This window comes from Acidilutibacter cellobiosedens, assembly GCF_004103715.1.
Taxonomy (GTDB): Bacteria; Bacillota; Clostridia; order Tissierellales; family Acidilutibacteraceae; genus Acidilutibacter; species Acidilutibacter cellobiosedens.
Map to the genome: position 1 here is coordinate 1763907 of NZ_CP035282.1, position 10477 is coordinate 1774383.

Sequence of the window (10477 nt, forward strand, 5' to 3'; positions counted from 1 at the left end):
GAGTGATAAAGTGAGTACTAAGAAAGTAATACTAATTGTGGTAGTTGTTGTTATAATTATACTTGGACTTGCCGGAACAATAGCGGGATATGTGTTTAATAAAGGGGGCTTTACTTTTTTTGAAAATAATAAGAAGAAGGAGAAAGTTGAAAAATATTATTTATCTTTAGATAGTATATATTGTAATATAAAAGACAGTAAAAAAGTGCTCAGCCTTAAGGTGACAATAGAACTGATCGATGAAGACAGCAAAACGGAATTGGAAAATAAACAATTTTTAATAAAAGATGATATAAACAAAATAATCAGAAATAAAACAGAAGAAGAACTTCAGGGAAGCGAAGGGCTGACCAATCTTCAGAAGGAAATAAAGAACAGTTTGGTAAAAATATTCGATGACGAAAGTATCACAAATGTTTATTTCGATGAAATGATTATTCAGTAGGGGAGGTAGCACAATTGCCAGAAGTATTGTCTCAAAATGAAATAGATGCCCTACTTCAAGCTATTAGCTCAGGTGAAGCAAATGTCCAGGATATGAAAGAAGAGAAGGGTTCTAAAAAAGTTAAAAAGTATGATTTTAAAAATCCTCAGAAAATTGCAAAGGATCAATTGAGAACTTTAGAAATAATCCATGAGAATTTTAGTAGGCTATTGCAGACTTTTCTATCCGGCTACTTAAGAGCGCCTGTTAAGATAGGTATTATGACTGTGGATCAATATGCCTACAGTGAATTCAACAATGCGATTTCCAATCCGGCTTTTCTAACCATTATTAATTTTAACCCTTTGGATGGCCAGATAGTAATTGATATATCTACTAATATTGTATATACAATGATTGACAGACTCTTGGGAGGAGATGGAGATGGAAAATATGAATCCAGAGGATTTACGGAAATTGAATTATCGCTATTAACTGTAATAATGTCAAAACTAAATGATTTTATTAAGGAAGCATGGAGTAATGTAATTGATTTGGAACCGTCCTTAGAAAAGATTGAAACTAATTCTCAGTTTGCTCAGATAGTACCTCCTAACGAAACTGTTGCTTTGATAACATTGAATATTGAAGTGGGAAAGGTAGAAGGAATGATAAATGTTTGTATTCCATATATAGTCATAGAGCCTATATTGGATAAACTTAGCACAAAATATTGGTTTTCGACTTCCAAAAAGGATGTTTCCGAAGAAGACGAAAAATTAATTAAAGATAGGATCTTGGATACGATAGTTCCCATAACAGCCGAACTGGGGAATACGAGAGTTAAGATCAGTGATATTGTCAATTTAACTGAGGGAGATGTAATAGGGTTTGATAAGAGTAATAATGAAAATATAAAGGTCAAAATAGGTCCCTTTGTTAAATTTTTAGGTAAACTTGGAACTAAGAATAATAAGATGGCAATAAAAATTAATAAGATAATAGAGGAAGGTGAAAATATATATGGCTAATGATATGCTTTCTCAAGAAGAGATAGACGCATTATTAAAGGGAACAACGGAAGATAATTTAACGGATTTAAATGAGGAAATCAGTGAAGTGGAAAGAGATGCGCTGGGAGAGATTGGTAATATCAGTATGGGTTCGGCGGCAACTGCTTTATCTACTTTATTAAAACAGAGGGTAAGTATTACGATACCCCAAGTTTCCGTGGAGAATATCAATATTCTTGCCGATGAGTATACAATTCCCTTTGTTGCTATAGATGTAAAATATAAAACTGGACTGGAAGGGTCAAATGTATTAATATTAAAGACGGATGATGTAAAAATCATAACTGATCTAATGTTAGGAAAAGAAACTTTTGATTTAAACAGAGAACTGACAGAAATGGATTTATCTGCTGTAAGCGAAGCTATGAATCAGATGATGGGGACCGCATGTACGTCTCTTTCGGAGATGTTTTCAAGAAAGATAGATATTGAGCCTCCAAAATCCACGGAGATAACATTTGAAAAGGCAAAAGATGAGTTAGATGTATTGAAAAATGCCGATTCAATTGTTAAGATATCTTTTAAGATGACAGTGGGAGATATTATAAACAGTAATATCATGCAACTTATTCCAGTAGGGTTTGCAAAGGAGTTAGTGTCAAAGTTAATGGGACAAGATTCTCAAGTTGAATCGGAGGAAGAAGTTGTTTCTGCCAATTCAACCGATGACTCTTCTTTATCTTACGAATATGAAAAAGAAGATGATTTGGATAAAATGTTTGATTCAAAGGTAAAAAAGGAGGAAAGAAAGGAAGAGAAAAAAGAGAAGCATTTACACGAAAACAAAAATATAGAGACAGATAAAAGTGTTATTGTAAAAAAACCTAAGTTTGAGGCTTTTGATGTTGAGCCCAAGAAGGAAAACTTACACAATGAAAGTATAGATTTAGTAGGAGATATTCCCGTTGAAATAACCGCAGAACTGGGAAGGACAGCTAAAAAAATTAAAGAGATATTGGAATATGGCGTAGGTACTATTGTTGAATTGGATAAACTTGTAGGGGAACCATTAGATGTTTATGCAAACGGAAAATTTATTGCTAAGGGTGAAGTTGTGGTTATAGATGATAATTTTGGGATAAGGATAACCGATATATCAAATTCATATAAAGAGGATAATTAATTTAATAAGAATTTAAGGAGGATATACATATGGCTGATGGAATACTGATCGTAGATGATGCATCTTTTATGAGAATGATGATAAAAGATATTTTAACTAAAAATGGATTTACAGTTTTGGGAGAGGCGGAAAACGGGATGAAAGCTGTAGAAAAGTATAATGAATTAAAGCCCTCTCTTGTTATCATGGACATCACCATGCCTGAGGTAGATGGAATTCAAGCTGTGAAGGCAATAAGAAAAATTGACGGGAACGCTAAAATAGTTATGTGTTCAGCAATGGGACAACAAGCTATGGTAATTGAAGCAATACAGGCGGGAGCAAAGGATTTTATTGTTAAGCCATTCCAAGCAGATAGAGTAATAGAAGCTGTAAAGAAGGTATTAAGCTAAAATATGGGAAAATATTTTGGAGGAATATTTATCTTTTTGATTACAGTATTTAATTCCTTTGCTTATGCAGAAGGAAATGGCGGTGAAGAAAGTTTTTTAAAATTATTTATTAAAATGATTTTGTATCTTTTAATCTTTATCGCAGTTATAGTACTATGTTTTTACGGGACAAAGCTTGTTGGGAAAAGATCTAAATCATTTTTTAAAAGTAAGTATATGGAAATAATTGATACGGTAAGCTTGGGAACAAATGTTAAATTGATAGTCATGAAGGTGAATGACAAAATTTATATTATGGGTGTAGGAAATAACGGCTTTACACTTATAGATAAAATTAATGAGGATGAATTTCCTATATATGAAGAATCGGATGAAAAGAATTTTACGGACTACTTGAAAAAGTATAATTCAATTTTGGCGTTAAAAGATCTTGGAAAAATAAAAGACAAATTAAAAATGAAAAGGTCAAATGAAGTTAATTCAAATGAGTGTAGGGATGAAAAAGATGACAAAAAGAACAGTTAATTTGTTAATTTTAATCTTTATTATAAGTATGATATTTAGCAGTGGAGTTTATGCACAATCTGGGGTATCATTATTTGGGAAAAATATCAAAATAGAGGATGGAGGTACTCCTCAAGATTATGTATCTTCTATAAAGTTACTTCTTCTATTGACGGTATTATCTTTGGCACCATCGATACTGATAATGATGACAAGCTTTACCAGGATTATAATTATACTTTCTTTTATAAGGAATGCCTTAGGTTTGCAGCAGACTCCTCCCAGTCAGGTTTTAATCGGGTTGGCATTGTGCTTAACGATGTTTGTCATGGCTCCTGTTGGTAAACAAATTAACAGCGAAGCTTTGCAGCCTTTTTTAAAGGAGGAAATAAATCAGGAAGAGGCTTTGAAAAAAGCGATGGCTCCCGTAAGAGAATTTATGTTCAAGCAGACGAGGGATAAAGACTTATCTCTTTTTATGAACATTAAAAATATTTCTAATGTTAAGAACTTGGATGCCATACCTAATTATGTGCTGATTCCGGCTTTTATTATAAGTGAATTGAAAACTGCTTTTCAAATAGGATTTATTATATATGTGCCGTTTCTTGTAATAGATATGATAGTATCAAGTACTTTAATGTCAATGGGGATGATGATGCTTCCCCCTGTTATAATTTCATTTCCGTTTAAAATATTATTGTTTATTTTAGTTGACGGGTGGAATTTAATATCTAAAGCTATGGTTTTAGGATTCAAATAATGGAGGTGGCGGTATGAGTGAAGGAGATATAATTAAAATTGCACAAAGTGCTATTAGAACTATTTTAACGGCATCAGCTCCAATGCTGATCTTTAGTTTGGCAGTAGGTCTTGTTATAAGTATATTTCAGGCGGTAACTCAAATTCAGGAATCCACTTTAGCTTTTGTTCCTAAGATAATAGCCGTACTTTTAGCTCTTGTAATATTTGGACCTTGGATATTGAAAGTTCTGACGGAATTTACTTCGGGGCTGCTTACAAATATTAATTCTTATATACAATAGACAGGTGTTAATTATGGAAGAAATTTTAAATATGGTACTTAGTAAATGGGAGATTTTTTTGTTAATCTTTATAAGGCTTTCAGGAATATTTATTTTCTCTCCTTTTTTTAGCTCTAAGAATGTACCAAATATTGTTAAAATAGGTTTTAACTTTATGCTTTCTATTATTGTTATGAATGTACTGAATATCAATTCTTTAAATTTAAAGGGGGCTAATTATGTTGTTTTGATAATTAAGGAACTGTCTATAGGACTTATCATAGGGTTTATAAGTTATGTTTTTTTTTCAACCTTTTATGTATTGGGGCAGATTATCGATATGGAAACGGGATTTGCCATGGTAAATGTTCTTGATCCTCAGTTTAATACGCAAATACCTGTTATGGGTAATTTTTATTATATAATGTCATTTTTAATATTTTTGACTATAAACGGACATCATCTTTTGATAAAGGCATTGGTGGATAGTTATAAGCTTGCACCAATTGGTAAATTTACAATAGATAAAAATATTGCTTTTTTCATGGCTGATATTGTGTCCAAAAGTTTTTCGATAGGGTTTAGATTGAGCATTCCTGTGATTACTACTATTTTATTAATTGATATTCTTATGGGGGTTCTTTCAAGAACTATGCCTCAGATGAATGTATTTGTTGTAGGAATGCCGCTAAAGATTGTTATAGGTCTTGTGGTAGTTATGGTGACATTACCATTATTTGGGGTTATATCAAACAATGTATTTGAAGAAATGTTTAATAGTATATATGAATTCTTAAGGTTATTAACATGAGAAGCAGAATTTTTTCTATAGATTTACAACTTTTTGCAGAAGGAGAAAAGACAGAAAAGGCAACCCCAAAGAAAAGAAGAGATACAAGAGAAGAAGGGCAAGTTCTCCAAAGTAGAGAAGTCACTTCCGCCTTTATTTTATTATTATGCTTTATAGGTTTTAAAATTTTTGGAGGTAGAATATTCAGTAATTATCTTGAATTTTTAGAAGAGGTTTTTTCTTTAATATCTAATCCTACTGATATCTTTTTGGAGTCAAATTTTAAGGTAGGATTTCTAAAAGTTATTGTTGAATTTTTGGGGGCAATTCTTCCCATAGGTTTAATATCTCTTCTATCAGGATTATTAATAAATTATGCTCAGATAGGATTCTTGTTTACGACAAAGCCTTTGAAGATTAAACTCAGCAGGATAAATCCTATTGAAGGATTCAAGAGATTATTTTCAAAAAGAGCAATTATGGAGTTGTTAAAATCTATTATTAAGGTAGTCATCATAGGATATGTGGCTTATAATTTTATATCGAATAATTTAAACACCATAATTAACCTTCCGGGACTTGAGATGATTCCGGCCATCAAAAGTATGTCAAGTATTATACTTGATTTTGCAATGAAGATTGCGGGAGTTTTAATTGCTCTTGCGTTTGTTGATTATTTTTATCAATGGAGAGAATACGAAAAGAATTTGATGATGAGTAAGGAAGAAATAAAAGAGGAATATAAGCAGACGGAAGGAAATCCTCAAACGAAATCTAAAATAAGGGAGACTCAGAGGAGGCTTGCCAGGAGTAGAATGATGCAGGAAGTTCCTAAGGCGGATGTTATAATTACAAATCCTACCCATCTTTCTGTTGCCCTGAAATATGATGCTGAAAAATATTCAGCTCCGTATTTGATAGCAAAAGGAGCGGATAATATTGCTTTTAATATAAGAAAGATTGGAAAAGAAAATGATATACCGATTGTAGAGAACAAAATTTTGGCAAGAACTATATATGAAAATGTGGAAATCGGAGAGACAATTCCCGACGATTTGTATGAAGCGGTAGCTGAAGTATTGGCATATGTATATAGTTTAAAAGATAAGTATTAGGAGGATTAATATGAAGTTTGGAGATATAGTTGTAGCGGTGGCAGTCATTGCTATGGTAGTAATAATTATAATACCTATTCCTAAGGTTTTATTGGATATTTTGCTTACTGTGAATCTTGCGTTAAGCTTGCTTATATTACTGCTTTCTATGTATACGAAAGATATATTGGATATATCCGTATTTCCTTCCCTTCTTTTAATAACTACTTTGTACAGAATGTCTTTAAATATATCTACAACAAGAGGAATTTTAACTGAAGGAAATGCTGGAAGCGTAATAGAGGTTTTTGGAAATTTTGTTATACAGGGTAATATAGTCGTCGGATTCATAATATACATTATAATTGTTATTGTGCAGTTTTTAGTAATTACAAAAGGTTCGGAAAGAGTTGCCGAAGTGGCTGCAAGATTCACTCTTGATGCAATGCCCGGAAAGCAAATGGCAATAGATGCCGATTTAAATGCGGGACTTATTACTGAAAGTGAAGCGAAGAAGAAAAGAAAAGAGGTACAGCAATATGCTGACTTTTATGGATCTATGGATGGAGCAAGTAAATTTGTAAAAGGAGATGCTATAGCAAGTATTCTAATAACCTTTGTAAATGTTTTGGGAGGCTTTTTAATAGGAATGATGAGTATGGGTTTAAGCTTTTCCGAAGCTTTACAAAAATATGTTCTTCTTACTGTAGGAAACGGATTGGTTGGCCAGATACCTGCCCTTTTGATTTCAACGGCAACAGGTATCATAGTTACCAGAGCTGCTTCTGAAAGCAGTTTAGGAAAAGATTTAGTCGAGCAGATGTTTGGGAAGAATCCTCAGCTTCTTTCTATAGTAGGTGGTGTGTTAGCATTTTTGGGAATATTTACTCCACTCCATTTTTATATAGTCATCGCTTTAATTTTCTTATTATTGTCCTATTTAATGAAGAAAGCAACAAAAGGAAAAGAGAAAGAAGAGAGTGTCTCCGTGGGGCCGACTGAAGCGGAGGAATTGAGAAGACCTGAAAATGTCATGTCCTTATTAAAAGTGGACAGCATAGAGCTGGAATTTGGTTATGGCTTAATACCACTGGCGGACGTAAGCCAAGGCGGAGATTTATTGGACAGAATAGTAATGATAAGAAGGCAGATTGCTATGGAAATGGGGCTGGTGGTTCCTATTGTAAGATTGAGGGATAATATTCAACTAAATCCAAACGAATATGTGATAAAGATCAAGGGAGTGGAAGTCTCCAAAGGTGAAGTTTATTTCGATCATTATATGGCTATGGATTCCGGTGCAGCTACAGGTGAAATTGAAGGAATTGATACGGTAGAACCTGCTTTCGGACTTCCTGCTAAATGGATTACCGACAAAGAAAGAGAAAAGGCAGAAGTTTTGGGATATACAGTAGTAGATCCTCCTTCAGTAATAGCTACTCATTTAACTGAAATTATTAAGCAGAGAGCTTATGAATTAATAGGAAGACAGGAAGTTAAATCCCTTATTGATAATGTAAAGGAAGAATATCCCGCTGTGGTGGAAGAGGTTGTTCCGAAGGTGTTATCCCTTGGAGAGATAGAAAAGGTCCTTTCAAATCTTTTAAGAGAACAGATAAGTATCAGGGATATGGTTACAATATTGGAAACTTTAGCTGATTATGGTACGGTTACAAAGGATACGGATTTATTAACGGAGTATGTCAGGCAAAAACTTTCAGGGTATATAACAAACAGATATGTGGAAAATAATCATTTGAAGGTCGTTACCTTGGACAGTCAAGTAGAAGAGTTGATAATGAATTCCATAAATAAAAGCGATACGGGTTCTTATCTTTCGTTAGAACCCAGGAAAGCTCAAACAATCTTAAACAATACATTGAAGGTAGTTAAAAAACTTACTTCCATCGGAGAACAACCTATAATATTAACGGCACCAATTGTCAGATTGTATTTCAAAAGGCTTACAGAACAGTTGACAAATGATTTGGTTGTCTTGTCCTATAATGAGATAGAGTCTTCTGTTGAGGTCCAATCTGTAGGGATGGTGAGTATATAATGAAAATTAAAAGATATATAGGAGAAAATACTCAAGAGGTAATGGGTAAGCTAAAAAAAGAATTGGGGCCTGAAGCAGTAATACTTAATACCAAAACTATTAAAAAAGGTGGCTTTTTGGGATTATTTAAAAAAAGCATGGTTGAAGTAGTGGCGGCAGTAGATGAAGAAGAATATAGTTTTAAAAGACAAAATAACAGAGCAATTAGAAATAATAATGAGAATGATAATCTAAAAGCCGAAATAGTAAAGCTCCAAAACCTTGTAGAAAAAATGTATAATAATATGAACAAGAGCGATGAGATAAACGAAAGACTTGAAAAGTACAGAGATGTTTTAGTATCCAATGGAGTTGACAAGTTGGTTGCTACCTCAATATTGAATAGTATAAATGAAAATGTTAATATAGAAGATAAGGACGAAGAAACTCTTGATGGAATAGTGAATTATTATTTATATGAACGCCTCGGAGATGTAGAACCGATAGAGATTGAAGAAAAGCAAAAAGTAATTTTTTTTGTTGGACCTACTGGTGTTGGAAAAACTACTACTTTGGCTAAGATAGCTTCAAGAATTATACTTGAAGGAAAACATAGTGTTGGATTAATAACTGCCGATACATACAGAATTGCTGCAGTGGATCAATTAAAGGTATATAGTGAAATACTTAATATTCCCTTGAAAACCGTTTATAAATCCCAAGATTTGAATAAAGCGTTGGAAGAGTTTAAGGACAAGAATATTGTATTAGTTGATACTGCAGGGAGAACCCATAAGGACAGGGAGCAAATACTTGAAACAAAAGAATTAACTGATTCTGTGGACAATAAGGAAATATATCTTGTTTTGAGTGTTTCAACGGATTTAAAAACTTTATTGTCCATATTAAAACAGTATAGCTTGTTTCGTGAATGTAAAATTATTTTTACTAAGTTAGATGAAACGGAGAATTATGGGAATATATTAAATGTAAAATATTATTTTGATAATCCTCTTTCATATATTACAAATGGACAAGATGTTCCCGATAATATAGAAGTAGCGGATTTAAAAAAAATAGCGGGTCAATTGTTTAAGGAGAATTAATATGCCGGATCAAGCTGAAAAATTAAGAAATTTAATAAAGAAAGATAGAAATATAAATATTGATGATTTTGTTACAAAGGAGAGAGAGAAAAAAAGTAAAGTTATTTCTATAACAAGTGGGAAAGGGGGAGTAGGAAAAACTAATTTTACTATAAATTTGGCAATTTCTTTAAAAAGATTGGGATATGAAGTAGTAGTCTTTGATGCGGATATCGGATTAGCCAATATAGATATTGTATCAGGAACTATAACCAAATATACCATTTCGAATTTATTGAAAGACGGGCTTGATATATTTGAAGTAATTCATGAAGGACCGGAGGGAATAAAGATACTGTCCGGAGGTACAGGAATAAATGAATTAACCTTAATCGACGATAAATCAATAAATAAGATAATTGATGAATTAGGGAAATTAGAGAGATTTTCGGATTTTATATTAATTGATACGGGAGCGGGAATACATAATTCGGTAACGGACTTTATAATGTCTTCCGACGAAGTTATAGTTATCACAACACCTGATCCTACATCTATTACTGATAGTTATACTTTAATAAAAACCTTGGTACTCAAAGGGTATGGAAGGCAACTAAATGTAGTGATTAATATGGTTGATAGCAGAACTAATGCCTATGAAGTGTTTAATAAGCTTAACAGGGCAACCGATAGATTTCTGAATATCCAATTAAATTTCTTGGGTTTCTTGGATCGGAATAATATTGTTTCCAACGCTGTGAGAAAACAAGTTCCCTTTGTAATATCAGATCCTTATAATCAGATATCAAAGAAAATAAATATTATAGCATTAAATACTGCGAAAGGGATAAATGTTTTACCAGATTATCGACCTAAAAGTTTTGTGGAAAAATTGAAATACTTTCTTTTAAAAAAGGGTGATTGAAGAT

12 protein-coding genes are annotated in these 10477 nt (G+C 32.6%); all 12 read left to right on the plus strand.

Annotated features, from left to right (window positions below; translation table 11 throughout):
- Positions 1-10: 10 nt before the first annotated feature.
- The 12 genes from EQM13_RS08475 to EQM13_RS08530 are packed head-to-tail and all read left to right on the plus strand — an operon-like array spanning position 11 to position 10473.
- Positions 11-445 (plus strand): flagellar basal body-associated FliL family protein, encoded by a 435-nt coding sequence (locus EQM13_RS08475; RefSeq protein WP_071138759.1) that lies wholly within the window; start codon positions 11-13, stop codon positions 443-445.
- A gap of 14 nt (positions 446-459) precedes the next feature.
- The gene (gene fliM, locus EQM13_RS08480; RefSeq protein ID WP_128752446.1) at positions 460-1455 is read left to right on the plus strand and encodes a flagellar motor switch protein FliM; all 996 of its coding nucleotides are present in this window, start codon (positions 460-462) and stop codon (positions 1453-1455) included.
- Entirely contained in the window at positions 1448-2620 is a 1173-nt protein-coding gene (gene fliY / locus EQM13_RS08485; protein WP_128752447.1) for a flagellar motor switch phosphatase FliY, read from the plus strand. Before fliM ends, fliY begins: the two co-directional genes overlap by 8 nt.
- A 29-nt stretch (positions 2621-2649) precedes the next feature.
- Entirely contained in the window at positions 2650-3012 is a 363-nt protein-coding gene (locus tag EQM13_RS08490) for a response regulator (RefSeq protein ID WP_071138756.1), read from the plus strand.
- Positions 3013-3015: 3 nt separating this feature from the next.
- The gene (locus tag EQM13_RS08495) at positions 3016-3537 is read left to right on the plus strand and encodes a FliO/MopB family protein (RefSeq protein WP_071138755.1); all 522 of its coding nucleotides are present in this window, start codon (positions 3016-3018) and stop codon (positions 3535-3537) included.
- Entirely contained in the window at positions 3518-4279 is a 762-nt protein-coding gene (gene fliP, locus EQM13_RS08500; RefSeq protein WP_071138754.1) for a flagellar type III secretion system pore protein FliP, read from the plus strand. Before EQM13_RS08495 ends, fliP begins: the two co-directional genes overlap by 20 nt.
- 13 nt (positions 4280-4292) lie before the next feature.
- On the plus strand, positions 4293-4562 hold the full coding sequence (gene fliQ, locus EQM13_RS08505; RefSeq protein ID WP_071138753.1) for a flagellar biosynthesis protein FliQ: 270 nt from the start codon (positions 4293-4295) through the stop codon (positions 4560-4562).
- 13 nt (positions 4563-4575) lie between these two features.
- Positions 4576-5352, plus strand: coding sequence for a flagellar biosynthetic protein FliR (fliR, locus tag EQM13_RS08510; protein ID WP_071138752.1), 777 nt, complete (start codon positions 4576-4578; stop codon positions 5350-5352).
- Positions 5349-6446 carry a flagellar biosynthesis protein FlhB gene (flhB, locus tag EQM13_RS08515; RefSeq protein WP_128752448.1) on the plus strand — a complete coding sequence of 366 codons (1098 nt, stop codon included), beginning with the start codon at positions 5349-5351 and terminating at the stop codon, positions 6444-6446. Before fliR ends, flhB begins: the two co-directional genes overlap by 4 nt.
- A 10-nt stretch (positions 6447-6456) precedes the next feature.
- A complete protein-coding gene (flhA, locus tag EQM13_RS08520) occupies positions 6457-8484 on the plus strand; it encodes a flagellar biosynthesis protein FlhA (RefSeq protein ID WP_128752449.1) in 2028 nt (675 codons plus the stop codon).
- Positions 8484-9569 (plus strand): flagellar biosynthesis protein FlhF, encoded by a 1086-nt coding sequence (flhF, locus tag EQM13_RS08525; RefSeq protein WP_128752450.1) that lies wholly within the window; start codon positions 8484-8486, stop codon positions 9567-9569. The genes flhA and flhF overlap by 1 nt, the downstream gene beginning before the upstream one ends.
- A 1-nt stretch (position 9570) precedes the next feature.
- Positions 9571-10473 carry a MinD/ParA family protein gene (locus tag EQM13_RS08530; protein ID WP_071138748.1) on the plus strand — a complete coding sequence of 301 codons (903 nt, stop codon included), beginning with the start codon at positions 9571-9573 and terminating at the stop codon, positions 10471-10473.
- The last annotated feature ends 4 nt before the right edge of the window (positions 10474-10477 follow it).